The following is a 25247-nucleotide window of genomic DNA, read 5'->3' on the forward strand; positions in this document are numbered from 1 at the left end:
CTTCCCTGCCGGCGCTTTCGGCCCGCGGGCCCACGGCGGTGCGCGCCATGGCTGAGCGGCCCCCTTCCCACGAAGCGGACGATGCCGCCAGCGAGGCGCTGCTCGAAGCCCAGCGCCCGGTGGCGAACCTGGAGCGCAAGGCCGCGGCGCTGCTCCTGTTCACGCTGGCGCTCATCGTGGGCTCGGCGTTCTATCTGCTGTATGCACGCGGCGTCTTCGAGCCCACGCAGCGCCTGGTGCTCACGGCCGACGACTCCGAGGGCGTGGTGGTCGGCATGGACATGACGTTTTCGGGCTTCCCCATCGGGCGGGTGCGCGGCATCGAGCTCTCGCCCGACGGCAACGTGCGCATCCTGATCGACGTGCCGCGCAAGGACGCGCACTGGCTGCGCGAGTCCAGCGTCTTCACGCTGGTGCGCGGCATCGTGGGCGGCACCACCATCAAGGCCTACAGCGGCATCCTCACCGATCCGCTGCTGGCCGACGGCGCCGAACGCCCGGTGCTGCGCGGCGATGCCACGGCCGAGATCCCGCAGCTCATGGCATCGGCGCGCGAACTGCTGTCCAACCTGCAGGCCATGACAGCCCAGGACGCCGCGCTGGGCGGCACGCTGTCCAACGTGCGTGCGCTGACCGAGCGGCTGAACGCGCCGGGCGGCGCGCTCAACGTGCTCATGGGCAGCGAGGCGGATGCCAAAAAGATCACTGCCACGCTGGACCGCACCAACCAGCTGCTGGCGCGCATCGACGGCATGGCCGCCAAGGCCGACCGGCAGGTGTTCGGAGCGGCGGGCGATCCGGGGCTCGTGCCCGAGGTGCGGGCCACGGTGGTGCAGCTCAACGGCCTGCTGGCCGACACCCGCCAGAGCCTGAAAAAGGTCGATGCCGTGCTGGCCGAAGCCCAGGCCATCGGTGCCAACGCGCGCGAAGCCACCACCGATCTGGGCAGCTTGCGAGCCGAAGTGGAGAGCAACCTGCGCAAGGTGGAGAGCCTGGTCAACGACATCCAGCGCAAGTGGCCGTTTGCGCGCGACACGGAACTCAAGCTGCCATGAAACCCCTGCTGTCTTCCCCGCTGCGCACATCGGTGCTGCGTGCCGCTGCGCTGCTCCCCTGCCTGGCCCTGTGGGCGTGCTCGGCCAAGCCGCCCACGCCGGAATGGCAGATGAATGCCCACGGCGCGGCCCGCAAGGCCACCGAGGCATACCTGTCGGGCGAGCCGCGCATCGCGCAGCTGGAGTGGGACCGGGCCCGGGCGGAAGTCGCCCGCACGGGGCGGCCCGACCTGCTGGCACGTGTGGAACTCATGCGCTGCGCCGCCCAGGTCGCCAGCCTGGTGGTGGAGCCGTGCACGGCCTTCGAGGCCCTGCGCGCCGACGCCGCGCCGCAGGACCAGGCCTATGCCGATTACCTGGCCGGCACCATCGACAGCACCGCCGCCGCCCACCTGCCCGAGCCGCAGCGCAGCGCCTGGGCGGGCGGCCCGGCTGCGCAAGCCGGCCTGGCCGATCCGCTGTCGCGCCTGGTGGCCGCGGGGGTGTGGGTGAAAACCGGCCGGGAGACGCCGCAGGTGGTCGACTCCGCCGTGGAGGCCGCCTCTGCGCAGGGGTGGCGCCGGCCGCTGCTGGCCTGGCTGACCCTGGCGGCGCAGCGTGCCGATCAGAGGGGCGATGGGCCCGCCGCTGCCGCCGCCCGCAGGCGGTTGGCGGTGCTGGAAGAGGGGCTCAGCGCTGAAAAGCGCTGATGCAGAAACTCAAGGGGGGAGGGGGTGGCGCGGAGGTTCAGGGGACGGCCCCGGCCCGCGCCGTGCCGGGATGCCGGACTCAGTTGAGGAACGATTCCGCGGGAAGAATCTGTTCGAGGTTGCCCGGCAGATTCACCAGCGAGTCGGCGGCCTGCACCGCCTCGTCCGGCACCAGCGTCATGGCGGTGGCGGCCACCGCGAGAAGCACTGTCACCGTAAAGGCTGCGAAAGCGCGGGTTCCGGAGTGGATTTTGCGTTTCATGACAGATGTCCTTCAAGAGGGGTAGGGGCCTGCACGGCGGGTGGAGTGAACGCATTAAACCGCTTGCGTTCTGGCCCGGTCTGTCAGACAAGGCCTTTTGGAAGGCTGTTGCGACGACAGTTACGGTTGGTTGCGATCCGTTGACGCAAATCAACCGTTTCGGGCTGAATTCACCCAGGCGTCAGCCGCCGGGCGAGTGCCGACGCCGTCAAGGCGGTGCCGTCAGGCCATTGGTCTGCCGCATCGCCGTGCATCCAGCAGGCTGCCATGGCCGCATCGAAGGCGGCGTTCGGCACGTCGGGCGCCGCGGCCAGCCGCGCACCCACCAGTCCCGCCAGCACATCCCCCGTGCCGCCCGTTGCCAAGCGTGCGTTGCCGGTCGGATTGATGCGGGGCGTTTGCCCCGGGGCCGCGATCACGCTGCCCGAGCCCTTGAGCACCACGGCGCAGCCGAATTGCTCCGCCAGCCGGGAGGCCGCAGCCAGCCGGTCGGCCTGCACGCCTGGCGTGTCCAGCGCCAGGAGCCGGGCCGCTTCCAGCGGGTGGGGTGTCAGCACGGTGTGCCGGCCCGGCTGCGCCGCGCGATCGCGCAGCGCCTTCGCCAAGGACGGGTCGCCGGCCACGGCATTGAGCGCATCCGCATCCAGCACCAGGCGGTGCGCCTCGGCCAGGACCTTCGGCAGCACCGCCCGGATGGCCTCGCCCCCGCCGCATCCGCAGACCACGGTGCCTTGCTCCAGGTGCAGCGCGTCGAAGCGTCGGAACATGCATTCCGGCTGCATGGGGTCGAGGGACAGGTCGCCTCCGTCCAGCAGGGCCACCATCACCCGCCCGGCGCCCGCCTGCAGCGCCGCCGATGCCGCCAACAGCGCTGCGCCCGCCATGCCCATGCCCCGGGCCCGCAGCCCTTCTCCGCCCACCACCGCCACATCGCCGTAGCTGCCTTTGTGGCTGGCATGGGCGCGGTGGGCGGGCAGGGGCGCTGCCGCCAGCCAGGCGCAGGGCGCCACGTCCGTTGCGCCACAGCCCAGGTCGTCGAACCAGACCTGTCCGGCCGCGTCGCGCCCGTTCCCGGTGAACAGCCCGGGCTTCAGGGTGAGCAGGGCCAGGGTGTGCCGTGGTGACGCCGAGGCGCCTGGCGGCGGCGCCAGTCCGGCCGCGAACTGGCCGGTGTCGCCCGACAGGCCGGAGGGCGTGTCCACGCACAGCACCGGGGCGGGCGTGGCATGCAATTGGGCCAGCAGGTGCTGCATGCGCGGGTCGGCCGCACGGGGCTTGCCGCCGCCCGCCAGGCCGATGCCCAGCAGAGCGTCCACGCAGACGTCATCGGGCCCCATGTCGGGCGGCGGGCCATCGGAAAAAACGACACCCGCGGCCGCAGCGCGCCGATAGGACGCGAGCGCATCGGGCGGCGCCGTGTCCGGCTGGCCCAGCCAGATCACCGTGGCGATGCGCCCCGCCCGGTGCAGGTGGAACGCCGCCTCCAGGCCATCGCCGCCGTTGTTGCCCGCACCGCAGACCACCCATGCGTTGCGTGCGTGCGGGGCGATGGCCTGGGCCAGCCGGGCCACCGCCCAACCGGCCCGCTGCATCAGGGTGTGCGGGGGGTACTGCGCTGCCAGGGCCTGTTCGATCCGGCGCGTGGCCAGCGTGTCGAACAGAGGATGGGGCCGATCGGCCGTGATCCGGCGAAGGGCGGGCTTCGGCGCTGTTGCTGCAGGCGGCTCGGAGCGCATGGCGTCGGGTCCGGCTCAGAAGCGGCGCAGCGCGAAATGCTGCAGATCCACCTCGGGCGCGCGTTGGGCCATCAGGTCGGCCAGGGCCCGAGCGCTGCCATTGGCGAGCGCATAGCCGCAGCCGCCATGGCCGGCGTTGACCCACACCCCCGGCAGGCCGCTCGGACCCACGACCGGGGCACCGTCCGGCAGGGTGGGTCGGGCACCGCGCCACACCTGCACCTGGCCCGACGAAACCTGCACCCCGCCGGGAAACCAGCTGGAGATGGCCTGGTACAGCGTTTGCAGCGTGGGCGCATGGTGCGCGCCATCGCCCCGGCCGAGTTCGGCGCCACCCGCGATGCGCACGCGTTGGCCCTGGCGCGTGATCGTCACCCGGTGGAGCGGGTCCACGACCGATCCTTGCGGGGCATGGGAGTCTTCGCGCACCGGGGCGCTGATCGAGTAGCCGTGGAGCGCGGCCATCGGTAGCTCGGCACCCAAAGGGCGCAACAGCGCCGCCGCTGCCACGCCGGCGCAGACGACGACGGCATCGAACCGGCGCGGCAGCGTCTCGCCGGCGATCCGCAGGCCCGCGGGCGCCGCATCCAGCCCGGTGACCTGGGCATTGAAATGAAATTGCGCCCCGCGCTCCTGCGCGGCATAGCGCAGCATCTGCGCGAAGAGGCGGCAGTTGCCGGACTCGCCGTCGGGAATGTGCAGAGCGCCGATCAGGGGGCTGTCGGGCGACAGGCCCGGCTCGATCTGGCGGGCGGTCTCGGCATCCACGTCGTGGATGGCCATGCCCGCGTCCCGCAGCAGTTGCAGGGCCGGCTGCACGTGCGCCAGGTCTTCGACCGTGCGCAGCAGGACCAGCGCGCCGCGGCCGGTTTCCGCGTCCACCTGCAACTGCTCCGACACCCACCGCATGCGCGCCTGGCTGTAGCGGCCCAGTTGCTCCAGTGCGGAAAGGGCCATCGGAAGCGCCGGCGAACGACCGGCCTTGCGCCACCGCCAGAGCCATCGCAGCTCGGATGCCGTCACCCCCTTGGCGAGCCGCACCGCTGCATGGCGTCCCCAGAGCCGGGTGCTTTGCGGGCCGCCGATGCCCGGGGCCGCTAGGGGAATGAGGAGGGCGGGCGAGGACAGGCCGGCATTGGCGAAGCTCGATTCCTCGGCCGCGGCGCTGCGTTGTTCGAAAACCGAAACCTCGTGGCCGTCGCACGTCAGTTCGTAAGCAGTGGTGACGCCGACGATCCCGGCGCCCACGATGGCGATGTGCATTTGGTTTCTGAGCTCTTTCAGGCACCAGCGCTAATGGACACTGCGCTGGCTGCTACTGTTTTTGTGTTTTCCAAGGGCCTGTTTCCAGGCGGGCCCTGCCGGCGCCGGTGGCGCAAGGGTCCGTTTGGGCTCGGTCAATCTGCCATGCTAGAATCTTTGGGTTTTGCTGGTGGCTGCGCAGTGCGTGGCCGACGACCTGGCAAGACAAATCGCAAACCAGCCCTTTCAAGGTGCTGCCTTCTTCTTGCAAGCCGGCAGTTATTGGGGCTGGATTTTAGACCCAACCTTCGGAGAAATTCTCATGTCCGTCACCATGCGCGAAATGCTGGAAGCCGGTGTCCACTTCGGTCACCAAACCCGTTTCTGGAACCCCAAGATGGCCCCGTACATCTTCGGCCATCGCAACAAGATCCACATCATCAACCTGGAAAAGTCGCTCCCGCTCTTCCAGGACGCCCAAAAGTTCGCCAAGCAGCTCACCGCCAACCGCGGCACCATCCTGATGGTCGGCACGAAGCGCCAGGCCCGCGAAATCCTCGCCACCGAAGCGCAGCGCGCCGGTGTGCCCTATGTTGACCAGCGCTGGCTGGGCGGCATGCTGACCAACTTCAAGACGGTCAAGACCTCCATCAAGCGCCTGAAGGACATGAAGGCCCAGCAAGAAGGCGGCCTCGACGCCATGAGCAAGAAGGAACAGCTCACCTTCACCCGCGAAATGGAAAAGCTGGAAAAGGACATCGGCGGCATCCAGGAAATGAATGCACTGCCCGATGCCATCTTCATCATCGACGTGGGCTTCCACAAGATCGCCGTGGCTGAAGCCAAGAAGCTGGGCATTCCGCTGATCGGCGTGGTGGACTCCAACCACTCCCCCGAAGGCATCGACTACGTGATCCCCGGCAACGACGACTCGGCCAAGGCCGTGGCCCTGTATGCCCGCGGTATCGCCGACGCGATCATCGAAGGCCGTGCCAATGCCGTGAACGACGTGGTCAAGGCCGTGGCTGCCGAAGGCTCTGACGAATTCGTGGAAGTGGAAGAAACCGCTGCCTGATTCCCGGCCGCGCGACCTGTCGCGAATGAAAGCGGGGCTCCTGGTTAGCCCCCTTTTTTTTAGCCCGAATGCTGTAACGAACTGAACTGAGACTGGAGAAAAAGATGGCTGCAATTACCGCAAGCATGGTCGCCGAACTGCGTGCAAAGACCGATGCCCCCATGATGGAATGCAAGAAGGCCCTGACGGAAGCCGAAGGCGACCTGGCCAAGGCGGAAGAGTTGCTGCGCGTGAAGCTGGGAACCAAGGCCGGCAAGGCCGCCGCCCGCATCACCGCGGAAGGCGTGGTCGCCAGCTACATCGACGGCACGACCGGCGGGCTGATCGAAGTGAACAGCGAAACCGACTTCGTGAGCAAGAACGACAGCTTCCTCGCGCTGGCCAAGGCCGCTGCCGAACTGGTGGCCAAGCACAATCCCGCCAACGTGGAAGCCCTGGGTGCCCTGCCTTACAGCCAGGACGGCTTCGGCCCCACCCTGGAAGAAGTGCGCAAGGGCCTGATCGGCAAGATCGGCGAGAACATGTCGTTCCGCCGCTTCAAGCACTTCTCCGGCAACAAGCTGGCCTCTTACCTGCACGGCACCCGCATCGGCGTGGTGGTCGAGTTCGAAGGCGACGAAACCGCTGCCAAGGACGTGGCCATGCACATCGCTGCCATGAAGCCCGTCGCGCTGACCAGCGCCGACGTGCCTGCCGACCTGATCGAGAAGGAACGCTCGGTCGCCGCTGCCAAGGCCGCGGAAGACAAGGCCAAGGCGGAAGCCGAGGGCAAGGCCGTCCAGTCCGACGAAATCGTCAGCAAGCGCATCGAAGGCGGCGTGCAGAAGTACCTCAAGGAAGTGTCTTTGTTCGACCAGGTCTTCGTGAAGGCCGCCGACGGCAAGCAGTCCGTGGGCCAGATGCTCAAGGGCGCCAACACCACGGTCAAGGCGTTCACGCTGTACGTGGTCGGCGAAGGCATCGAGAAGAAGGTGGACGACTTCGCTGCCGAAGTGGCCGCCCAGGTGGCCGCCGCCAAGTCTGCCGCTTGATCGCAGACCCCATCGCCACCTCACCCGCCATTCCATTGCCCCACGGAGAAGTCCCCATGTCCATCGCTGCACCAGCCCACAAGCGCATTTTGCTCAAGTTGTCTGGCGAGGCGCTCATGGGGGACGATGCCTTCGGCATCAACCGTGCCACCATCGTCCGGATGGTGGAGGAGATCGCTGAGGTCACCCGCATGGGTGTGCAGGTGGCCGTGGTGATCGGTGGTGGAAACATCTTTCGCGGCGTGGCCGGCGGCTCGGTCGGCATGGACCGCGCCACCGCCGATTACATGGGCATGCTGGCCACGGTCATGAACGCGCTGGCATTGGCCGACGCCATGGACAAGCAGGGACTGACGGCCCGCGTGATGTCGGCGATCGCCATCGAGCAGGTCGTCGAGCCCTACGTGCGCCCCAAGGCCCTGCAATATCTGGAAGAGGGTAAGGTGGTGGTGTTCGCCGCCGGTACCGGCAATCCCTTCTTCACCACCGACACCGCGGCAGCGCTGCGGGGTGCCGAAATCGGCGCCGAGGTGGTTTTGAAGGCGACCAAGGTGGACGGTGTGTACACCGCCGATCCCAAGAAGGACCCGACGGCGACCCGCTACACCAAGCTCACGTTCGACGAGGCCATGTCGCGCAATCTGGGGATTCTGGATGCGACGGCGTTTGCCCTGTGCCGTGACCAGAAGTTGCCGATCCGCGTGTTTTCCATCATCAAGCACGGCGCGCTCAAGCGCGTGGTTATGGGTGAGGACGAAGGCACGCTGGTGTACGCTTGAGCGTTGGGCGCGCCCCGGCGCGCCCGGCTTCATGCTGAGGAGAAAAACATGACCATTGCCGATATCAAGAAGAATGCAGAAACCAAGATGGACCAGTCCATCGTGGCGTTCAAGAACAATCTGTCCAAGATCCGCACCGGCCGCGCCAATCCAGCGCTGCTCGATTCCGTGCAGGTCGAGTACTACGGCTCGTTTGTGCCGTTGTCGCAAGTGGCGAACGTGGCCCTGATCGACTCGCGCACCATCAGCGTCCAGCCCTGGGAAAAGGGCATGGGCGCCAAGATCGAGAAAGCCATCCGCGAAAGCGATCTGGGCTTGAACCCGGCCTCCATGGGCGACCTGATCCGCGTGCCCATGCCTCCCATGAGCGAAGAGCGCCGCAAGGAAATGACCAAGCTCGCACGCAATGAAGGCGAGAGCGCCAAGATCGCCGTGCGCAATCTGCGCCGTGACGCCAACGAAGCTGTCAAGAAGCTGGTCAAGGACAAGCTGGCCTCCGAAGACGACCAGAAACGTTCGGAAACCGAGATTCAGAAAGTCACCGACAAGCACATCGCCGAAGTTGATGCGCTGGTGTCCGGCAAGGAACAGGAAATCATGGCGGTCTGATCCCCGGTTCCGGGAATCGATCGTTGCCCTGCATGTCCGCCTCTTCGGCCATTCCGCACCACGTTGCCATCGTCATGGATGGCAATGGCCGCTGGGCCACGCGCCGTTTCCTGCCGCGGCTGGCAGGGCACAAGCAGGGCGTGGAATCTCTCAAACGCTGCGCGCAGGCCTGCGTGGAGCGGGGCGTGGCCGTCCTGACGGTGTTCGCTTTTTCTTCGGAGAACTGGAACCGGCCTGCCGATGAAGTGTCGGGCCTCATGGATTTGTTGGCCAAGGCGCTGTCCCGGGAAGTCCCCCAGTTGCAAAAGGACGGGGTACGCCTGCATTTCGTCGGTGAGAAGGCTGGGTTGTCCGAGAAGGTGCGGGCGGGCCTGCGTCAGGCCGAACTGGACACCGCGCACAATACCCGCCTGGTCCTGAACGTCTGCTTCAACTACGGCGGCCGTTGGGACATCGCGCAGGCCGCTGCGGCCGTTGCGGCGCGGGGCGAGCCCATCACCGAGGCCAGCCTGCATGCGGCCATGGGCCTGGCGCACGTGCCGGATCCGGACTTGGTGATCCGCACGGGTGGCGAAATGCGCATCAGCAATTTCCTGCTGTGGCAGTCGGCCTATTCCGAGTTCTACTTCAGTGACCGGCTCTGGCCGGACTTCGACGGCAAGGCCCTGGATGAGGCCATTGCCGCCTTCAATGCCCGAGAGCGCCGTTTCGGCAAGACATCCGAGCAAATACTGGCGTCGTCACCTGCCTCGCTGCAGGTCTGAAAGGGCTTTCCCATGCTTCGACAGCGCGTCATCACTGCCATCGTCCTGCTGGCCATTTTGCTGCCGGCGCTTTTTTACCCGTCTCCGTGGCCCTTTGCCACGGTCATCCTGGTCTTGATGGCCGCGGGTGCCTGGGAGTGGGGTCGGCTTCAAGGACTGGGCTCTGGCGCGGCCGTGGGGGTGGGGGCCGCTTGCGTCGCGCTTTGCGCGGTGAGCTGGTCACTGGGCTGGTTGCAGCAACCGCTGGCCTGGCTGTGGACCCTGGGTGGCGCCGCGTGGGTGCTTGTCGGTGCGTGGATGCTGCGCGCGGGTGTCCAGGGCTGGCCCCAGGTTCCCAAGGCCGTGCGGCTGGTCGGCGGCGTGTTCGTGCTGTGGCTGGCGTGGCTGGCGGCGGTGCAGGCGCGCATGGCGGGCATCAATTTTCTGATGTCGATCCTGGTTCTTGTCTGGGTGGCAGACATCTTTGCGTACTTCGCAGGCCGGGCCTTTGGCCTGCGCTTCACCAAGAACAAACTGGCCCCCTCGATCAGCCCCGGCAAGAGCTGGGAAGGCGTGTGGGGCGGCATGGCCGGTGTGGTGGTTCTGGCGGTGGGCTGGGTGGTCGCCGACGCGTCCACCAGTGCATCGGTCGCGAGTTTCTATACCCACCTGTTCGCGCGCGGCTGGTGGCTGTTGTTGCTGGGTGCCGTGTTCATGGCGGCCATGAGCGTGGTGGGCGACCTGACCGAGTCCCTCGTCAAGCGCAGCATCGGCGCCAAGGACAGCAGCGGTTTGTTGCCGGGCCACGGCGGCGTGCTCGATCGCGTGGATGCGCTGTTGCCCACCTTGCCGCTGGCCATGATGTTGACTCACTTCGCTTCCGCATGAAACAACGCATCACGGTCCTGGGATCCACGGGGTCCATCGGTACCAACACCCTGGATGTGGTGGCACGCCATCCCGAGCGCTACGAGGTGTTTGCCCTGAGCGCTGCCACGCAGGTCGACGCCCTGCTGGCGCAGTGTGTCCGTTTCCAGCCCCGCTTCGCCGTGATGGCTAGCGCGCCGCATGCGCGCCTGCTGGAGGAGCGGCTCGCGGCGCATGGTCTGGCAACGCGGGTCTTGCAGGGCCCGGACGCGCTGGACACCATTGCCTCCCACGAAGAGGTGGACGTGGTGATGGCCGCCATTGTCGGCGCTGCGGGCCTGGGCCCCTGCCTTGCGGCGGCCCGCGCTGGCAAGCGCCTGCTGCTCGCCAACAAGGAAGCGTTGGTGGTGGGTGGCGAGGTCTTCATGTCCGCCGTCCGGGAGGGCGGGGCCACGCTGCTGCCGATCGACAGCGAGCATTCGGCCATCTTTCAGTGCCTGCCGGAAGACCCGCAGACCTGGGCGCGCCGCGTGGACCACATTTTGCTGACCGCATCCGGTGGGCCGTTTCGCACCCGGGCGCCGGCCACGCTGCGCGATGTCACGCCGGAGCAGGCCTGCGCCCATCCCAATTTCTCGATGGGGCGAAAGATCTCGGTCGATTCGGCCACCATGATGAACAAGGCCCTGGAGGTCATCGAGGCGCGCTGGCTCTTCGATCTGGCGCCGGAGCAGATCAAGGTGGTGATCCATCCGCAGCAGATCATCCATTCCATGGTCCAGTTTGTGGATGCGTCGGTGCTGGCGCAACTGGGAACACCGGACATGCGCGTTCCGATCGCCTGCGGGCTGGCCTGGCCGGAGCGCATCGAGAGCGGAACGCCGCGGCTGGATTTTTCCACGCTGTCTGCGCTCACCTTCGAGGAAGCCGACGCCACCCGCTTCCCGGGGCTGCACCTGTCCTGGCAGGCGCTGCGTGCGCAAAGCGGCACCACGGCGGTGCTCAATGCCGCCAACGAAGTGGCCGTGGCCTCGTTCCTGGAGCGCCGCATCCGTTTCGATCAGATTCATCGGCTGAACCTTGCAACTCTGGAGGCGGTGACGCCCTCCAACCCCGAATCGCTCGGGGCCCTGCTCGCGCTGGATGCCGAAGCACGGTCCGTCGCTCTGCGCAGTGCGCAGCGGCTGGCCGCCTGAGCGATCGCCTCCGGGCAGAAAGACACCATGTTGCTGACCGTCATTGCCTTCATCGTCGCGCTGGGCGTGCTCATCGCCGTCCATGAATACGGCCACTACCGCGTAGCGGTCGCCTGCGGCGTGAAGGTCCTTCGTTTTTCGGTGGGTTTCGGCAAACCCCTGCTGCGCTGGCAGCCCAAGGGATCGCCCACGGAGTTCGTCATCGGCGCGTTTCCCCTGGGCGGGTATGTGCGCATGCTGGACGAGCGCGAGGCCCCCGTCGATGCCCATGAGCGCCACCTGTCGTTCAATGCCAAGCCGTTGCGATCCCGCGCTGCGATCGTGGCAGCGGGCCCGGCGGCCAATCTGCTGCTCGCCGTGCTGCTGTACGCCGCAGTGAACTGGATGGGCGTGGAGGAGCCGAAGGCGGTTCTCGCCAGCCCCGTGCCAGGGTCCGTGGCCCAGAAAGCCGGCCTGCAAGGCGGCGAGCTCGTGCTGGAAGCGGCCCTCGGCAACGAAGAATCCGAGCCAGTGCGATCCTTCGAAGACCTGCGCTGGCTCCTGACCCGCGGCGCGCTCGACGGCACCGACGTCCGCCTGCAGGTGCAGCCGTCGCCTGGGGCGCCGCAACGCCAGATGGTGCTGGAACTCGCGCAATTCGATGCGCGGGAGGCGGATGCGCAGCTCTTTCGCAAGATCGGCATCGTGGGTCCGTGGACGCGGCCCGTGCTCGGCGAGGTGGTGCAGGGGGGGGCGGCGCAACGCGCGGGATTGCGGCAAGGGGACCTGGTCGTCAGGCTCGGTGCGACCAATGTGGTGGATGGCCAGCAGCTGCGGGAGCTCATCCGTGCATCGGTCAGTGGCGGGGTGGCCGTATCCCAGCCGTGGCGCATCGAACGCGGCGGCCAGACCTTGACGCTGGATGTACTGCCGGATTTGCACAGTGAGCCTTCGGGCCCGGTCGGCCGGGTGGGGGCCTTCGTGGGCGCCCAGCCGGAGTTCGTGACCGTACGGCACGGGCCGCTCGAAGGACTCTGGAATGGGGTGGTCCGTACCTGGGAGGTGTCGGCACTGACCCTGCGCATGATGGGGCGCATGGTGATCGGCGAGGCCTCGCTCAAGAACCTCAGCGGCCCGCTCACCATCGCCGATTACGCGGGTCGTTCGGCCAGCATGGGGCTGACCCAGTACCTGGTGTTTCTGGCCCTCATCAGCGTGAGCCTGGGCGTGCTGAACCTGCTTCCGCTACCGGTTTTGGACGGTGGACACCTGATGTATTATCTTTGGGAAGGCGTGACCGGCAAGGGCGTGTCCGACGCCTGGATGGAGCGATTGCAGCGCGGCGGCGTGGCGGTGCTCCTCCTGATGATGTCCATCGCCCTGTTCAACGATATCACCCGGCTTTTTGGCTAACCTTTTTGCCGCGCGCGTTCACCGTGCGGTACCAGTTCACTCATGAAAAAACAATTCAATCGCTTGGGCGTGCGCAAGGCATGTGCCGTGGCCGCCATGGTTTTTGCTGCCAATGCGGCATGGGCCCTGGAGCCGTTCAAGGTGCAGGATATCCGGGTGGAGGGTTTGCAGCGCGTCGAGCCGGGCACGATCTTCGCGTCGATGCCGCTGCGGGTGGGTGACGACTACAACGACGAGAAGGGCGCTGCGGCGATCCGTGCGCTGTTCGCGCTGGGCCTGTTCAAGGATGTGCGCCTGGAGGCCAGCGGCAACGTGCTCGTGGTGGTCGTGGAAGAGCGTCCGACCATCGCCGACGTGGACTTCGCCGGTGCCCGCGAATTCGACAAGGACACGCTCAAGAAAGCCATGCGCGATGTGGGCCTGACCGAAGGCCGGCCTTTCGACAAGGCCCTGGCCGACCGCGCGGAGCAGGAGCTCAAGCGCCAGTACATCAACAAGAGCCTGTACGGCGCCGAGGTCGTGACCACGGTCACCCCCATCGAGCGCAACCGCGTCAACCTCACCTTCACCGTGACCGAAGGCGAGCCCGCGCGCATCAAGGAAATCCACCTGGTGGGCAACAAGGCCTTCAGCGAATCGACGCTCAAAGGGCTGTTCGACCAGGACACGGGCGGCTGGCTCAGCTGGTACACCAAGTCGGACCGCTATTCCCGCACCAAGCTGAACGCCGACCTGGAAACCCTGCGTTCCTACTATCTGGCGCGCGGCTACCTTGAGTTCCGCATCGACTCCACGCAGGTGGCGATCTCCCCGGACAAGCAGGACATCACGATCACCGTCAACGTGACCGAGGGCCAGCGCTACGTGGTCTCCGGCGTGAAGATCGAAGGCAATTACCTGGACCGCGACGACGAGTTCAAGTCGCTGATCACCATCCAGCCCGGCGAGCCTTACAACGCCGACAAGGTGGCCGAAACCACCAAGGCATTCACCGACTACTTCGGCAATTTCGGCTTCGCGTTCGCGCGCGTCGAAGCGGTGCCCGAAGTGGACCGCGAGAACAACCGCGTGGCCCTGGTCCTGCGCGCCGAGCCGGCCCGCCGTGCCTACGTGCGCCGCATCAACGTGAGCGGCAACAACCGCACGCGCGACGAAGTGATCCGCCGCGAGTTCCGCCAGTACGAAGCCTCCTGGTACGACGGCGACAAGATCAAGCTGTCCCGTGACCGCGTGGACCGCCTGGGCTTCTTCACCGAAGTCAATGTGGAAACGCAGGAAGTGCCAGGCTCGGCCGATCAGGTGGACCTGGTGGTGAACGTGGCCGAAAAGCCCACCGGTTCGCTGCAGCTGGGCGCGGGCTTCTCGAGCGCGGAAAAGGTCTCGCTGTCGTTCAGCATCAAGCAGGAGAACGTGTTCGGTTCGGGCAACTACCTCGGGGTGGACGTCAACACCAGCAAGTACCGCCGCACGCTGGTGTTCAGCACCACCAACCCGTATTTCACGCGGGACGGCATCTCGCGCACGCTCGATCTGTACTACCGCACCGACAAGCCGTACGAGGACCAGGGCGGTAACTACGAGCTGATCACCGCCGGTACGAGCGTGCGTTTCGGCATCCCCTTCAGCGAAACCGATACCGTGTTCTTCGGGGGCGGCCTCGAACAGACGCGGATCAAGCTGGGCACCAACATTCCCGCTGCGTACCTGTCGTATGCCACGACCTACGGCTCCAGCAGCACCGCGATTCCGCTCACGATCGGCTGGTCGCGCGATGACCGCGACAGCGCCTTGGCGCCCAATTCGGGCCGCTACCAGCGCCTGAACACCGAATGGTCGGTGGCTGGCGATGCGCGCTATGTCCGCGGCAATTACCAGTTCCAGCAGTATGTGCCGCTGAACAAGAAGTTCACCATGGCCTTCAACAGCGAGTTCGGCTGGGGCAAGGGCATGAACGGTCGGCCGTTCCCGGTGTTCAAGAACTACTACTCGGGCGGCCTGGGCTCCGTGCGCGGTTTCGACCAGGGCACGCTGGGTCCTCGCGACGTGACGGGGGCGTCGCTGGGCGGACCGAAGAAGGTCACGCTCAATGCCGAGTTGATCGCACCGTTCCCAGGTGCGGGCAACGACCGCACGCTGCGCGTGTTCACTTTCGTGGATGCGGGCAACGTGTACGGCGAAGATGAAAAGGTCACCCTCAGCGACATGCGTGTCTCTGCCGGCCTGGGCCTGAGCTGGATTTCTCCGCTCGGTCCGCTTCGCCTCGCTTTTGCGCAACCGGTGCGCAAGTTCGCCGGCGATAGAATCCAGAAACTGCAATTCCAGATCGGAACGTCTTTCTAATGAAATCTCTCTCCCGCCATATTCCCCTCGTTCTCTTGCTGGGCACGCTCGGTGCAGCCGTGCCTGCACAGGCGCAGGAGTTCAAGGCCGGCTTCGTCAACACCGACCGCATCTTCCGCGAGGCCAGCACCGCCAAGGCGGCCCAGGCCAAGCTGGAGCAGGAGTTCTCCCGTCGTGAGAAGGACCTCGTGGAGCAGGGCAACAGCCTGAAGTCCGCTACCGAGAAGTTCGAGCGCGAAGCGCCCACGATGGCCGAGAGCCAGCGCACGGCCCGCCAGCGCCAGCTGGTCGACCAGGACCGCGACTTCCAGCGCAAGCGCCGCGAGTTCCAGGAAGACCTGGGCGCCCGCAAGAACGAAGAGCTGGGCCAGGTGCTCGAGCGCGCCAACAAGGTCGTCAAGCAGGTCGCCGAGGCCGAGAAGTACGACGTGATCCTTCAGGAAGCCGTCTACATCAACCCCAAGCACGACATCACCGACAAAGTGATCAAGGCACTGAATGCCGCTGCTGCCACGCCCGCCAAGTGATGGCCGTCGGCTGACGGGGCGCGCGGCGTGAGCCTCTCTCTGGGGCAGATCGTCGATGCGCTGGGCGGCACGCTGGAGGGGGGCGAGAGGGACGGAGAAATCCGCCGTATCTCTCCCCTGGAGTCTGCAGGTCCCGGTGACCTGGCTTTTTTAAGCCATCCGCGCTACCAGCAGCAACTGGCCGCCTCCCGGGCGGCCTGTGTCATTGTGGCGCCATCGATGCGCGAGGCCGGGCTGGCCCGGGGGGCGTGCATCGTTGCGGACGAGCCGTATGTGTATTTCGCGCGTGCCACGCAGCTGTGGAAGCGCGCGCACGCCGTGGCGGTGCCGCAGGGCATCCATCCCAGCGCGGTGGTGGACCCGGACGCCACGGTGCATCCCACGGCCTTCATCGGCCCGCTGTGCGTGGTGGAGCGCGGCGCGCACGTGGGCGCGGGCACGGTGCTCAAATCGCGGGTGACGCTGGGCGAGGACTGCCACATCGGCGAGCGCTGCATCGTGCATGCCGGCGTGGTGATCGGGGCCGACGGCTTCGGCTTCGCGCCGCAGGGCGGCGAATGGGTCAAGATCGAGCAGTTGGGGGCCGTGCACATCGGCAACGACGTCGAGATCGGCGCCAACACCTGCATCGACCGCGGCGCACTGGAAAACACGATCATCGAAGATGGCGTGAAGCTCGACAACCTCATCCAGATCGGCCACAACGTGCGCATCGGCCGGCATTCCGCCATGGCGGGGTGCGTGGGGGTGGCGGGCAGCGCGACCATCGGCGCGCATTGCACGGTGGGGGGCGGAGGCATCGTGCTGGGGCATCTCGAACTGGCCGACCACGTGCACGTGTCGGCGGCCACGGTGGTCACGCGATCGCTGACCCGGCCGGGTCAATACACCGGCATGTTCCCCATCGACGAAAATGCGAAGTGGGAAAAAAACGCGGCCACGCTCAAGCAGCTTCACAGCCTGCGCGAACGGATCAAGGCCCTCGAACAAACTCGAAAAGACGGTTAGACCGCATCTTCCAATGATGGATATCCACCAAATTCTCAAGCTCTTGCCGCACCGCTATCCGTTTCTGCTGGTGGACCGCGTGGTCGAACTCGAAAGGGGCAAGCGCATCCAGGCGCTCAAGAACGTCACGATCAACGAGCCTTTCTTCACGGGACATTTCCCGAGCCGGCCCGTGATGCCCGGCGTGCTCATGCTCGAGGCCCTGGCGCAGGCCGCGGGCCTGCTGTCGTTCGACATGATGGGCGAGGCGCCCGGCGACGACAAGGTGTTCTATTTCGTCGGCATCGACGGCGCGCGCTTCAAGCGCCCCGTGGAGCCGGGCGACCAGCTCATCCTGGAAGTGGATCTGGACCGCATCAAGGGCGGCATCTACAAGTTCAAGGGCCTGGCGCGCGTGGGCGACAGCGTGGCCTGCGAGGCCGAGATCATGTGCACCATGCGCACTGTGGGCTGACGCTGCGAGGGCAGGGCGGCACGTGACCAGCAGCATCCACTCCACAGCCATCGTCGACCCCGCAGCGCGGATCGACGCCTCCGCGGCCATTGGCCCCTATGCCGTGATCGGCCCGCACGTGACGATCGGTGCGCGCACCTCGGTGGGCGCGCACTGCGTCATCGAAGGGCGCACCACGATCGGCGAAGACAACCGGATCTTCCAGTTCGCCTCCCTGGGCGCCGCGCCGCAGGACAAGAAGTACGCCGGCGAGCCCACCGAGCTGCGCATCGGCGACCGCAACACGATCCGCGAGTTCTGCACGTTCAACACCGGCACGGCGCAGGACCGGGGCGTGACCACGATCGGCAACGACAACTGGGTCATGGCCTATGTGCACATCGCCCACGACTGCGTGGTCGGTCACCACACCGTTCTGGCCAACAACGCCACGCTGGCCGGCCATGTGCACGTGGGCGACCACGCCATCATCGGCGGCCTCACGGGCGTGCACCAGTTCACCAAGGTGGGCGCGCACGTCATGGCTGGGTTCGCGAGCCACATCTCGCAGGACGTGCCCCCCTTCATGATGGTGGATGGCAATCCGCTGTCCGTGCGCGGGTTGAACCTTGAAGGCCTGCGCCGGCGCGGGTTCTCGGCTGACCGGCTCGCCGCGATCAAGCAGGCGCACCGCCTGCTGTATCGCCAGGGCCTCACGCTGGACGCGGCGCGGCAGGCGATCGCCGAGTTGCCGTCGGTCCACGGCGAGGCCGCGCCCGACATCGCGCTGCTGCTGGATTTCATCGCCAACTCTTCGCGCGGCATCGCGCGCTGACCGCGATGGCGCCCTCCCTCCAACCGGCACCGCACATCGCGATGGTGGCAGGCGAAACCTCCGGCGATCTCCTGGCGGGCCTGCTGCTCGACGGCCTGCAGGCGCAGTGGCCGGGCGTGACCGGGCAGGGCATCGGCGGGCCACAGATGCAGCGGCGGGGCTTTACCGCCTGGTGGCCGAGCGAGCGCCTGGCCGTGCACGGCTACAGCGTCGAGCTGCTGCGCCGGCTCTGGGGCATCGTGCAGATCCGCAAGCAATTGCGGCGGCGGCTGCTCGCGGACCCGCCGCAGGTCTTCATCGGCGTGGATGCGCCCGATTTCAACCTGGGGCTCGAATCCGACCTGCGCGCGGCCGGCATCAAGACGGTGCACTTCGTGTGCCCTTCGATCTGGGCCTGGCGTGCCGAACGCATCGAGAAAATCAAGCGCAGCGCTGACCACGTGCTGTGCATCTTCCCGTTCGAGCCCGTGCTCCTGGCCCGCCATGGCATTGCCGCCACTTACGTCGGCCATCCGCTGGCCAATGTGATTCCCATGCAGCCGGACCGCGAGGCGGCACGGGCCCGGCTGGGCCTGGCCCCCGGCGACGAGGTGCTGGCCATCCTGCCGGGCAGCCGTTCGGCCGAGGTGGACTACATCGCCGCGCCGTTCCTGCGGGCGGCGGCCTTGCTGCGCCAGGCGCGCCCCGCGTTGCGCATGGTCATTCCGGCCGTACCGGCGCTGCGCGCACGCATCGAGCAGGTGGTGCGCGAATGCGGCATGGCCGAGGCGGTGCAGGTCGTCGAAGGCCAGTCGCACACCGTGCTGGCGGCCTGCGACTGCACGCTGATCGCCAGCGGCACGGCCACCCTCGAGGCGGCCCTGTTCAAGCGGCCCATGGTGATTGGCTACCACATGCACCCCATCAGCTGGCGCCTCATGCGGCGCAAGCAGCTGCAGCCTTGGGTGGGGCTGCCCAACATCCTTTGCGGCGAATTCGTCGTGCCCGAGCTGATCCAGGACGCCGCCACCCCCGAGGCGCTGGCCGCAGCTGTGACGCAGTGGCTCGACGCGCCCACGCAATCCCCCGACACGCTGGCGGCGCTGGAGCAGCGCTTCACCGCGCTGCACGAAACCCTGCGCCGCGACACCCCCCGATTGGCCGCCGATGCGATCCAGAAAATCCTTGCCGCCTGAGCAGGCGGCCCTGCCGTGGCATCCCCCGGGCCTGGTGGCCGGGGTGGACGAAGCTGGGCGCGGGCCGCTGGCCGGCCCGGTGGTGGCCGCCGCCGTGATCCTTGACGATCTGAATCCGATCGCCGGTCTGGCCGATTCCAAGACCTTGACCGCTGCGCGCCGCGAAGCGCTGTACGACGAGATCCGCGCCAAGGCCCTGTGCTGCGCGGTGGCCGAGGCCAGCGTGCAAGAGATCGACACCATCAACATTCTGCAGGCGACCATGCTGGCCATGCAGCGCGCGGTGCAGGGGCTGCGCCTGAAGCCCGTGCGTGTGCTGGTGGATGGCAACCGGCTGCCCGTGCTGGAAGTGCCCGCGGACGCCATCGTCAAGGGCGATGCACTGGTGCAGGCCATTTCTGCAGCGTCGATCCTGGCCAAGGTCACACGCGACCGCTGGTGCGCGCAATTGCACCTGGAATATCCCCAATACGGCTTTGCCGGCCACAAGGGATATGGGACGGCCGAACACATGGCGGCGCTGCAGCAGCATGGCGCTTGCCCGCACCACCGCCGCTCGTTTTCACCCGTGGCCGCGACCCTCGTCCGGGGCAACGCGGCGGTACTCCCACTGCCTGCGGTGCCTACCGTGAATGGGTCGCACGCGTTGCAGGCGCCGCAGGGCCTGGTGCGGGCGGAATGGCAGCCGGCATGACCTCGGACAACGTCACCTTCGTTCAGTCGCGCGACAACGCGTTCGTCAAGGACCTGCGGCGCCTGGCGCAGGACAGCAGCGCTTACCGCAAGCAGGGCCGGGTATGGCTGGAAGGCGACCACCTGTGCCGTGCGGCGCTGGCCCGGGGACTGCAGCCGGCGGTGGCCGTGTATGCGGAGTCTTTTTGGCCTGCAGCGCAAGAAAAATACCGGCATGCTGCTATCAAAAACATAGTGATTGCCGATCCCCTCTGGGCGGACGTCAGCGGCCTCGAATCGCCGGCGCGCATGGGCTTCGTGCTGGAGATGCCGGCAGCCGCCGCGTTGGTGCCGGGCGTGTCCACCGTGGTGCTCGACCGCCTGCAGGACGCCGGCAACGTGGGGTCCATCCTGCGCAGTGCATCGGCATTCGGTTTCGGACAGATCGCGGCCATCAAGGGCACGGCGGCGCTGTGGAGCGCCAAGGTGCTGAGGGCCGGCATGGGGGCCCACTTCGGCCTGCGGCTGGTGGAGGGGCTCGATGCGACGGACATCGATGCGCTCGGCCTGCCCCTGCTGGCGACCAGTTCGCACGGCGGCGAATTCCTGCACCGGGCGCAACTGCCCTGGCCTTGCGGCTGGGTCATGGGGCATGAAGGGCAGGGCGTGTCACCGGCGCTGCAGGAGCGCGCGAGCCGCCTGATCCGAATTGCCCAGCCGGGCGGGGAAGAATCGTTGAATGTGGGGGCGGCCGCCGCGATCTGCCTGCATGCGAGCGCTGCGGCTGCGGAGACGGGCCGCACCTGACGGCTTGGCCCGCAGGCTTTCAGCGATGCGGGCAGACGTTGGTCAGAGCGGTCAGAGAGGGCGGTGAGCGCCTCGCAGCGCCGACCCCGCGGGTCGCGGCACGGCCGCCCTGAGGGAGGGAGGCCCGCCGGGGCGTCAGGCCATCGCTTCTTCACCCGCCATCAGCTCTTCCTTGCGGGCTTCGAGCGCTTCGCGCATGGCCACGAGGTCGAGCTTGCGGGCGGCACGTGCCTTCGGAAAGATCTCGTTGCGCTCTTCCTTCACATGGTGGTCGATGTACTCGCCCAACACGGTCACCTTGGCATCGAACATTTCATCGGCGGCGCTGGCGGCCTCGATCTGCGCGATCAGGTCCTTGGCGCTCGCGTGCTCCACTTCGGCTTCGGCGAGGAGGTCGGTGTCCTTGATGGCATCGCGCAGGGCAGGGTAGAAGATCTCTTCTTCGATCTGCGCATGCACGGCCAACTCGCGGCAGATCTGGCGCGCCAGTTCGAACCGCTGGGTGGCTGCCGCCTTGGAGCGGGACTCCATCAGCGATTCGTATTCCTTGAACATTTTCTTGACGGCGCGATGGTCCGCATCGAGCAGGGAGCAGGCGTCTCGGGGTGCACGGGTGGTCATGGGATTTCCTTGTAGATGGTGTGTGTGTGGGGAAGGCCATGCTGCACGGGTGGTCTACCCCCTGCCGTAGGACGCCAAGCCACGGCCGTGCGCGGGTTGGCCTTCGGCCGACACGCCGCTGGGGCAGGGCCACGGAGCCCATCGATCATGGGATTGGCTGCGGATGGTGCTGGCAACGCGCGTTGGTCGCCGCCGTTCAGCCGCTCGATGCCGGGATGCTGTGCAGCGCCGGCACACGCAAGGCAGGGCTCAAAAGAAAAACCCCTGACTCTTGCGAATCAGGGGTTTCCATTTGGTGCCGGAGAGATGAATCGAACACCCGACCTTCTCATTACGAATGAGCTGCTCTACCGACTGAGCTACACCGGCGAAGACTCGAATTATATATCGGAATGGTAGCGTGTCACGCGTTCCACTTCATTTTTTGAGCCCAGCACCACGCTGACGCGCTCGTGCAACTGCGTGGGCTGGATGTCCAGGATGCGCTGCTTGCCGTTGGTGGCGGCGCCGCCGGCCTGCTCGACGAGCCAGCTCATGGGATTGGCCTCGTACATCAGGCGCAGCTTGCCGGGCTTGTTGGGTTCGCGCTTGTCCCAGGGGTACAGGAACACGCCGCCGCGGGTGAGGATGCGGTGCACATCGGCCACCATGCTGGCGATCCAGCGCATGTTGAAGTCCTTGCCGCGCGGGCCTTCGGTGCCGGCCAGGCATTCGTCGATGTAGCGCTTGACCGGGGTGTCCCAGTGGCGCATGTTGCTCATGTTGATGGCGAATTCCTTGGTGTCCTCGGGAATGCGCACGTTCTCTTCCACCAGCACGAACGAGCCCTGCTCGCGGTCCAGCGTGAACATGGCGACGCCGTCGCCCACGGTCAGCACCAGCGTGGTCTGGGGGCCGTAGATGCAGTAGCCCGCGGCCACCTGCTGGGTGCCGGCCTGCAGGAAGTCCTCGGTCATGACACCAGGGTGGCCTTCGGGCTTTTTCAGCACGCTGAAGATGGTGCCGATGCTCACGTTCACGTCGATGTTGGAGGAGCCGTCGAGCGGATCGAACAGCAGCAGGTACTCGCCCTGCGGATAGCGGTTGGGCACCACGTAGATGCTGTCCATCTCTTCGGATGCCATGGCTGCGAGGTGGCCGCCCCATTCGTTGGCTTCGATGAGCACTTCGTTGGCGATGATGTCCAGCTTCTTCTGGATCTCGCCCTGCACGTTCTCGCTGGCGGCCGTGCCCAGCACGCCGCCCAGCGCGCCCTTGTTCACGGCGTGGCTGATGCTCTTGCAGGCACGGGCGACCACTTCGAGCAACAGGCGCAACTGCGAGGGGATGAGGCCGTCCACCCGCTGCTGTTCGACGAGGTAGCGGGTGAGGCTGATGGTTTTTGCCATGGAGGGGGTTTCCTAATTTTTTGGACGTGATCAGTCGGCCAGCGCGCGGGTGACCACCTCGCGCACGTCGTTGGACAGGTCGGGCTTGGCCGCCACGCGGGCGATGGCGTCGCGCGCCGCGCCGCGGTAGGGGTCGGCCAGCTTCTTCCAGCGGTCGAGCGCCCGGGCCAGGCGCGCCGCCACCTGCGGGTTGAGCGTGTCCAGCTCCAGCACGCGTTCGGCCCAGAACTGGTAGCCCGCGCCGTCCAGGCGGTGAAAGCCCCCGGGGTTGGCGCTGCAGTAGCTGAAGATCACGCTGCGCGCGCGGTTCGGGTTCTTGAGGCTGAAGTCCGCGTGCTTCATGAGCTGCTGCACGGCCGCCAGCACCTGCCCGCCGCGGTCGGGCGCGCCCGCCTGCAGCGAGAACCATTTGTCCAGCACCAGGGCCTCGTCCTTGAACAGGGCGTGAAAGCGCGCGAGTGCCGGCTCGGCCAGGGCATGGCCGCTGTACACCAGCGCCGTGAGGGCGTTGAAGCGGTCGGTCATGTTGCCCGCGTCCTTGAAGCGCTGGTACGCCTTGCCCGGCCACACGCTGTCGCCCGTGGTGCGGGCCGCCAGGCACAGCATGGACAGCGCCAGGCCCGACAGCGCGCGGCGCCCGGCCGAGATCGCGTCGGGGCGGTAGGCGCCCGTGTCGTGGTGCTGCGCCCAGATGGCTTCCCACTCCGGCTGCAGCGCGACGGCGAGTTGCGCGCGCATCGCTTCGCGCACGGCGTGCACGCGCTGCGGGTCCACCACGTCCAGGTGTTCGGCGATGTAGCCCTCGGAGGGCAGGCTGAGCACCAGTTCCTTGAAAGCCGCGTCCAGCGCGGGGTGGCGCAGCACGCCGCGCATGGCCTCCACGAAGCTGTCGGGCACGATCGCTTGCTCGATGGGCGCGCCTGCCGGCGGATTGATTGCCTCGTCTGCTATCGTTTTGATAGCGATTCGCAGGGCCAGGCGCTGGCCTGCCTCCCAGCGGTTGAAGGCGTCGGTGTCGTGCGCCAGCAGGGCGAGCAACTCGGCATCGCTGTAGTCGATGTCCAGCACCACCGGGGCGCTGAACCCGCGCAGCAGCGACGGCACGGGCTGGGAGCCCACGTTCACGAAGATGAACGCATGGGTGGCCTCGGTCAGCACCACGGTGCGGTCCGCGCCGCCCGCGGCGGCCTCGCCCTCCAGTTGCAGCGGCAGCGCCTTGCCGTCCGCACCCAGCAGGCCCAGGGCCACCGGGATCACGGCGGGCTCCTTGAGCGGCTGGCCGGGCGTGGGCGCGAGGCTTTGCGACAGCGTGAGCGTGTAGGTGCGCGCGGCGGCGTCGTACACGCCCGTGGCCTGCACGCGCGGCGTGCCTGCCTGCGAATACCAGCGCTTGAACTGCGGCAGCAGGCGGGCCAGGTCGCTGTCTGGGTTGGCATCGGCGATGGCCTGCGCGAAATCGTCGCAAGTGACCGCTTGCCCGTCGTGGCGATCGAAGTACAGCTTCATGCCGCGCGCGAAGCCTTCGCGGCCCACCAGCGTGTGCATCATGCGCACGACCTCGGCACCCTTTTCGTAGATGGTGACGGTGTAGAAGTTGTTGATCTCGACGTAGCTGTCGGGGCGCACCGGGTGCGCCATGGGGCCGGCGTCTTCGGGGAACTGCGCGGTGCGCAGCACGCGCACGTCTTCGATGCGCTTGACGGCGCGGGCCGAGGGGCTGCCCGACAGGTCCTGGCTGAATTCCTGGTCCCGAAAGACCGTGAGGCCTTCCTTGAGCGACAGCTGGAACCAGTCGCGGCAGGTGACGCGGTTGCCGGTCCAGTTGTGGAAGTACTCGTGGCCCACCACGCTTTCGATGTTGCCGAAATCCACATCGGTCGCCGTGGCCTGGCTGGCCAGCACGTACTTCGTGTTGAAGATGTTCAGGCCCTTGTTCTCCATCGCGCCCATGTTGAAGTCGCTGGTGGCGACGATCATGAAGCGCTCCAGATCCAGCGGCAGGCCGAAGCGCGCCTCGTCCCAGGCCACGCTGGCCATGAGGGAGTTCATGGCGTGCTCGGTCTTCTCCAGGTCGCCCGGGCGCACGTACACCTGCAGCAGGTGGTCGGCGCCGGAGCGCGAGCGGATGCGCTGCTCGCGCGCCACGAGCTTGCCGGCCACCAGCGCGAACAGGTAGCAGGGCTTCTTGTGCGGGTCCTGCCACCTGGCGAAATGGCGCGCGCCGTTGGGGCCATCGTCCAGCGGGCCGTGGTCGATCAGGTTGCCGTTGGACAGCAGCACCGGGTAGGCGGCCTTGTCGGCGCGCAGCAGCACGGTGAAGCTGGCCATCACGTCCGGCCGGTCCAGGAAGTAGGTGATGCGCCGAAAGCCCTCGGCCTCGCACTGGGTGAAGAAGGTGCCCTGGCTCACGTACAGGCCCGACAGCTGCGTGTTCTTGGTCGGAGAGCAGGTGGTGAAGATCTCCAGGTCGAAGGGCTCGTGGCCCTCCGGCAGGTTCTCCAGCACCAGCTGGCCGCCTTCCATCTTGAACGAGGTGCCCGCGCCGTTGACCAGCACGCGCGCCAGGTTCAGCTCGTCGCCATCGAGCCGCAGCGCGCCCGCGGGCACGTCCGCGTTGCGGCGCAGCCGCATCTTGTTGAGCACCCGGGTCTTGGCCGGGTCCAGGTCGAACGTGAGGTCCACCGTGTCGATCCAGAACGCGGGGGCGGTGTAGTCGGCACGGTGGATGGCCGTGGCGTGTCCTTCTCTCATCATGGCTTGGGGCT

At 67.1% G+C, this 25247-nt stretch carries 24 protein-coding genes and 1 tRNA gene; 18 read left to right on the forward strand and 7 right to left on the reverse strand.

The window, feature by feature from the left end; translation table 11 throughout:
* Positions 1–47 precede the first annotated feature (47 nt).
* On the forward strand, positions 48–1055 hold the full coding sequence (locus AVTE2539_RS15690) for an MlaD family protein (protein WP_284411978.1): 1008 nt from the start codon (positions 48–50) through the stop codon (positions 1053–1055).
* Positions 1052–1744, forward strand: a complete 693-nt coding sequence (locus AVTE2539_RS15695; RefSeq protein ID WP_284411981.1) for a hypothetical protein — start codon at positions 1052–1054, stop codon at positions 1742–1744. The genes AVTE2539_RS15690 and AVTE2539_RS15695 overlap by 4 nt, the downstream gene beginning before the upstream one ends.
* A gap of 79 nt (positions 1745–1823) precedes the next feature.
* On the opposite strand, the gene AVTE2539_RS15700 is transcribed toward AVTE2539_RS15695, so the two are convergent.
* The 3 genes from AVTE2539_RS15700 to AVTE2539_RS15710 all read right to left on the reverse strand — a co-directional run bounded on the left by AVTE2539_RS15700 (position 1824) and on the right by AVTE2539_RS15710 (position 5005).
* A complete protein-coding gene (locus AVTE2539_RS15700; RefSeq protein WP_272568478.1) occupies positions 1824–2006 on the reverse strand; it encodes a hypothetical protein in 183 nt (60 codons plus the stop codon).
* A gap of 170 nt (positions 2007–2176) precedes the next feature.
* Positions 2177–3742 carry an NAD(P)H-hydrate dehydratase gene (locus AVTE2539_RS15705; RefSeq protein ID WP_284411984.1) on the reverse strand — a complete coding sequence of 522 codons (1566 nt, stop codon included), beginning with the start codon at positions 3740–3742 and terminating at the stop codon, positions 2177–2179.
* A 15-nt stretch (positions 3743–3757) separates the two neighbouring features.
* Positions 3758–5005, reverse strand: a complete 1248-nt coding sequence (locus AVTE2539_RS15710) for an FAD-dependent oxidoreductase (protein WP_284411986.1) — start codon at positions 5003–5005, stop codon at positions 3758–3760.
* 301 nt (positions 5006–5306) lie between these two features.
* Here AVTE2539_RS15710 and rpsB point away from each other — a divergent pair, with 301 nt between their 5' ends.
* The 16 genes from rpsB (at position 5307) to AVTE2539_RS15790 (ending at position 20473) form a co-directional block, all read left to right on the forward strand.
* The gene (rpsB, locus tag AVTE2539_RS15715) at positions 5307–6059 is read left to right on the forward strand and encodes a 30S ribosomal protein S2 (RefSeq protein WP_272568482.1); all 753 of its coding nucleotides are present in this window, start codon (positions 5307–5309) and stop codon (positions 6057–6059) included.
* Between the two features lie 104 nt (positions 6060–6163).
* A complete protein-coding gene (gene tsf, locus AVTE2539_RS15720) occupies positions 6164–7090 on the forward strand; it encodes a translation elongation factor Ts (RefSeq protein ID WP_284398757.1) in 927 nt (308 codons plus the stop codon).
* Positions 7091–7146: 56 nt separating this feature from the next.
* Positions 7147–7869: a UMP kinase gene (gene pyrH, locus AVTE2539_RS15725; protein WP_272568484.1), complete on the forward strand. Its 723-nt coding sequence runs from the start codon at positions 7147–7149 to the stop codon at positions 7867–7869.
* 48 nt (positions 7870–7917) lie between these two features.
* The gene (gene frr / locus AVTE2539_RS15730) at positions 7918–8478 is read left to right on the forward strand and encodes a ribosome recycling factor (protein ID WP_272568485.1); all 561 of its coding nucleotides are present in this window, start codon (positions 7918–7920) and stop codon (positions 8476–8478) included.
* A 32-nt stretch (positions 8479–8510) separates the two neighbouring features.
* Positions 8511–9242 carry a polyprenyl diphosphate synthase gene (gene uppS, locus AVTE2539_RS15735; RefSeq protein ID WP_284399043.1) on the forward strand — a complete coding sequence of 244 codons (732 nt, stop codon included), beginning with the start codon at positions 8511–8513 and terminating at the stop codon, positions 9240–9242.
* 12 nt (positions 9243–9254) lie between these two features.
* A complete protein-coding gene (locus AVTE2539_RS15740) occupies positions 9255–10109 on the forward strand; it encodes a phosphatidate cytidylyltransferase (RefSeq protein WP_284411988.1) in 855 nt (284 codons plus the stop codon).
* Positions 10106–11284: a 1-deoxy-D-xylulose-5-phosphate reductoisomerase gene (ispC, locus tag AVTE2539_RS15745; RefSeq protein ID WP_284411990.1), complete on the forward strand. Its 1179-nt coding sequence runs from the start codon at positions 10106–10108 to the stop codon at positions 11282–11284. Before AVTE2539_RS15740 ends, ispC begins: the two co-directional genes overlap by 4 nt.
* Before the next feature lie 27 nt (positions 11285–11311).
* Positions 11312–12676: an RIP metalloprotease RseP gene (gene rseP, locus AVTE2539_RS15750; protein ID WP_284398743.1), complete on the forward strand. Its 1365-nt coding sequence runs from the start codon at positions 11312–11314 to the stop codon at positions 12674–12676.
* 42 nt (positions 12677–12718) lie between these two features.
* Entirely contained in the window at positions 12719–15016 is a 2298-nt protein-coding gene (gene bamA, locus AVTE2539_RS15755; RefSeq protein ID WP_272568493.1) for an outer membrane protein assembly factor BamA, read from the forward strand.
* Positions 15016–15543, forward strand: a complete 528-nt coding sequence (locus AVTE2539_RS15760) for an OmpH/Skp family outer membrane protein (RefSeq protein WP_272568495.1) — start codon at positions 15016–15018, stop codon at positions 15541–15543. Before bamA ends, AVTE2539_RS15760 begins: the two co-directional genes overlap by 1 nt.
* Before the next feature lie 27 nt (positions 15544–15570).
* Positions 15571–16551 carry a UDP-3-O-(3-hydroxymyristoyl)glucosamine N-acyltransferase gene (gene lpxD / locus AVTE2539_RS15765; protein WP_284411992.1) on the forward strand — a complete coding sequence of 327 codons (981 nt, stop codon included), beginning with the start codon at positions 15571–15573 and terminating at the stop codon, positions 16549–16551.
* A 13-nt stretch (positions 16552–16564) separates the two neighbouring features.
* Complete coding sequence (gene fabZ / locus AVTE2539_RS15770) at positions 16565–17005, forward strand: 3-hydroxyacyl-ACP dehydratase FabZ (protein WP_092744676.1); 441 nt, start codon at positions 16565–16567, stop codon at positions 17003–17005.
* Positions 17006–17027: 22 nt separating this feature from the next.
* A complete protein-coding gene (gene lpxA, locus AVTE2539_RS15775) occupies positions 17028–17819 on the forward strand; it encodes an acyl-ACP--UDP-N-acetylglucosamine O-acyltransferase (RefSeq protein WP_284411994.1) in 792 nt (263 codons plus the stop codon).
* A gap of 5 nt (positions 17820–17824) precedes the next feature.
* Entirely contained in the window at positions 17825–18994 is a 1170-nt protein-coding gene (gene lpxB / locus AVTE2539_RS15780) for a lipid-A-disaccharide synthase (protein WP_284411996.1), read from the forward strand.
* Positions 18966–19688 (forward strand): ribonuclease HII, encoded by a 723-nt coding sequence (gene rnhB, locus AVTE2539_RS15785; protein WP_284411998.1) that lies wholly within the window; start codon positions 18966–18968, stop codon positions 19686–19688. The genes lpxB and rnhB overlap by 29 nt, the downstream gene beginning before the upstream one ends.
* The gene (locus AVTE2539_RS15790) at positions 19685–20473 is read left to right on the forward strand and encodes a TrmH family RNA methyltransferase (RefSeq protein ID WP_284412000.1); all 789 of its coding nucleotides are present in this window, start codon (positions 19685–19687) and stop codon (positions 20471–20473) included. The genes rnhB and AVTE2539_RS15790 overlap by 4 nt, the downstream gene beginning before the upstream one ends.
* Before the next feature lie 135 nt (positions 20474–20608).
* Here AVTE2539_RS15790 and AVTE2539_RS15795 read toward each other — a convergent pair whose 3' ends face one another.
* From AVTE2539_RS15795 to pepN, 4 genes are all read right to left on the reverse strand, one after another.
* Entirely contained in the window at positions 20609–21094 is a 486-nt protein-coding gene (locus AVTE2539_RS15795; protein WP_284398720.1) for a hemerythrin domain-containing protein, read from the reverse strand.
* A 293-nt stretch (positions 21095–21387) separates the two neighbouring features.
* Positions 21388–21463 (reverse strand) — tRNA-Thr (locus tag AVTE2539_RS15800).
* Positions 21464–21474: 11 nt separating this feature from the next.
* Positions 21475–22482, reverse strand: coding sequence for a class 1 fructose-bisphosphatase (locus tag AVTE2539_RS15805; RefSeq protein WP_272568522.1), 1008 nt, complete (start codon positions 22480–22482; stop codon positions 21475–21477).
* Between the two features lie 30 nt (positions 22483–22512).
* Positions 22513–25233, reverse strand: a complete 2721-nt coding sequence (pepN, locus tag AVTE2539_RS15810) for an aminopeptidase N (protein ID WP_284412471.1) — start codon at positions 25231–25233, stop codon at positions 22513–22515.
* Positions 25234–25247 lie beyond the last annotated feature (14 nt).

Origin of the sequence: Acidovorax sp. SUPP2539 (assembly GCF_030158975.1) — a bacterium.
Taxonomy (GTDB): Bacteria; Pseudomonadota; Gammaproteobacteria; order Burkholderiales; family Burkholderiaceae_C; genus Paracidovorax.

Coding starts and splice junctions, on each gene's coding strand:
- rpsB (WP_272568482.1), top strand. CDS start 5,307: ATGTCCGTCACCATGCGCGAAATGCTGGAAGCCGGTGTCCACTTCGGT.
- AVTE2539_RS15710 (WP_284411986.1), bottom strand. CDS start 5,005: ATGCACATCGCCATCGTGGGCGCCGGGATCGTCGGCGTCACCACTGCT.
- lpxB (WP_284411996.1), top strand. CDS start 17,825: ATGGCGCCCTCCCTCCAACCGGCACCGCACATCGCGATGGTGGCAGGC.
- bamA (WP_272568493.1), top strand. CDS start 12,719: ATGAAAAAACAATTCAATCGCTTGGGCGTGCGCAAGGCATGTGCCGTG.
- uppS (WP_284399043.1), top strand. CDS start 8,511: ATGTCCGCCTCTTCGGCCATTCCGCACCACGTTGCCATCGTCATGGAT.
- AVTE2539_RS15795 (WP_284398720.1), bottom strand. CDS start 21,094: ATGACCACCCGTGCACCCCGAGACGCCTGCTCCCTGCTCGATGCGGAC.
- AVTE2539_RS15805 (WP_272568522.1), bottom strand. CDS start 22,482: ATGGCAAAAACCATCAGCCTCACCCGCTACCTCGTCGAACAGCAGCGG.
- AVTE2539_RS15790 (WP_284412000.1), top strand. CDS start 19,685: ATGACCTCGGACAACGTCACCTTCGTTCAGTCGCGCGACAACGCGTTC.
- ispC (WP_284411990.1), top strand. CDS start 10,106: ATGAAACAACGCATCACGGTCCTGGGATCCACGGGGTCCATCGGTACC.
- AVTE2539_RS15700 (WP_272568478.1), bottom strand. CDS start 2,006: ATGAAACGCAAAATCCACTCCGGAACCCGCGCTTTCGCAGCCTTTACG.
- rseP (WP_284398743.1), top strand. CDS start 11,312: ATGTTGCTGACCGTCATTGCCTTCATCGTCGCGCTGGGCGTGCTCATC.
- tsf (WP_284398757.1), top strand. CDS start 6,164: ATGGCTGCAATTACCGCAAGCATGGTCGCCGAACTGCGTGCAAAGACC.
- AVTE2539_RS15705 (WP_284411984.1), bottom strand. CDS start 3,742: ATGCGCTCCGAGCCGCCTGCAGCAACAGCGCCGAAGCCCGCCCTTCGC.
- AVTE2539_RS15760 (WP_272568495.1), top strand. CDS start 15,016: ATGAAATCTCTCTCCCGCCATATTCCCCTCGTTCTCTTGCTGGGCACG.
- frr (WP_272568485.1), top strand. CDS start 7,918: ATGACCATTGCCGATATCAAGAAGAATGCAGAAACCAAGATGGACCAG.
- AVTE2539_RS15740 (WP_284411988.1), top strand. CDS start 9,255: ATGCTTCGACAGCGCGTCATCACTGCCATCGTCCTGCTGGCCATTTTG.
- AVTE2539_RS15695 (WP_284411981.1), top strand. CDS start 1,052: ATGAAACCCCTGCTGTCTTCCCCGCTGCGCACATCGGTGCTGCGTGCC.
- AVTE2539_RS15690 (WP_284411978.1), top strand. CDS start 48: ATGGCTGAGCGGCCCCCTTCCCACGAAGCGGACGATGCCGCCAGCGAG.
- rnhB (WP_284411998.1), top strand. CDS start 18,966: ATGCGATCCAGAAAATCCTTGCCGCCTGAGCAGGCGGCCCTGCCGTGG.
- fabZ (WP_092744676.1), top strand. CDS start 16,565: ATGATGGATATCCACCAAATTCTCAAGCTCTTGCCGCACCGCTATCCG.
- pyrH (WP_272568484.1), top strand. CDS start 7,147: ATGTCCATCGCTGCACCAGCCCACAAGCGCATTTTGCTCAAGTTGTCT.
- pepN (WP_284412471.1), bottom strand. CDS start 25,233: ATGAGAGAAGGACACGCCACGGCCATCCACCGTGCCGACTACACCGCC.